Source organism: Mycolicibacter sinensis (genome assembly GCF_001667945.1).
Lineage (GTDB): Bacteria > Actinomycetota > Actinomycetes > Mycobacteriales > Mycobacteriaceae > Mycobacterium > Mycobacterium sinense_B.
The window spans coordinates 1-964 of record NZ_LZJK01000118.1 but is presented as its reverse complement, the minus strand read 5'-3'; the positions used below and the strand labels follow the sequence as shown (position 1 = coordinate 964).

General features: G+C 66.7%; 2 pseudogenes. One reads left to right on the top strand and one right to left on the bottom strand.

The features are described from left to right. A pseudogene (locus A5694_RS15655) lies at window positions 1–467 on the bottom strand (PE-PPE domain-containing protein); the annotation flags it as partial. A gap of 213 nt (window positions 468–680) precedes the next feature. On the opposite strand from A5694_RS15655, the pseudogene A5694_RS15650 reads away from it, so the two are divergent. Then, window positions 681–964: pseudogene (locus A5694_RS15650) on the top strand (PE-PPE domain-containing protein); the annotation flags it as partial.

Genomic DNA, 964 nt, shown 5'->3' with positions numbered 1-964 from the left:
GGGACGCCGTCGTGGGCCAGCTGCGCCATCGCGATCGACCCGGCCGTGGCCCCTTGCGAGTAGCCGAAGATCCACAGCGGGTTTTCGGCATCGTAGGCGTCGGGGTTGGCATCGAGTTCGGCGTGCACCGCCCGCACGATCTCGGCGGCCCCGACGAAGCTGCTGTGGCCCTGCAGGATGAGTTGCGGGGTGGAGAGCACCTGCAGCGGCGAATCGCAGGTGCCGACGCCGATGACGCACACCGTCGGATCATCGCCGACGTCGAAGCCCAGCGGCTGCAGGAAGAGATCGGCCGCGGTCTGGGCGAAGGTCGGTGACGGCGTGGACAAGGTGGTCGGGCCGATGAAGAACGCGGTATCGGCGAGCAGGTTGACGTCGGTATAGGTGGCGTGGACCGCCGGCGCGGTGAGCACCCCGCCCGCGACGGTGCTGGCAATCGCAATCGGCGTCAAGGCCTTGGTCAGCATCACGGGGCGTCCCCTTCACCGCAGAAGCTAAAGAATTCCTGAGGGCGATCATGGCAGCGACGCCGGACAGAAGTCAATGGACTGCCATCTGGGACGGCCGCTGTTCCGGGCTCCTACCACCGCGGCGCCGTTGACTCTCGTCATGCGAGAATGCCATTATCGGCTTTTCATGTCCTGTCGGCCGGCTCTTACATAAAAACTAGGTGTGTCGGAATGAACGTAACCAAAGCTTTCGCCCCGCTCGCCGCCGCGAGCGTGATCGCCGCCGGCGTCGCCGCAGCTCCGGTCGTCCAAACGACATTCGCCCGGGTGGCCCTGCTGTCGGACACCGCGATCTTCGTCGGCGGCACGATGTTGCCGACGCCGTCGGCGGCCTTCGCGCAGACCGCGGCCGATCTCTTCCTGCAGCCACTGGGCTTCGACGCCGGCGATGATCCGACGGTGTGCGTCATCGGCGTCGGCACCTGCGATTCGCCGCTGCAGGTGCTCTCCACCCC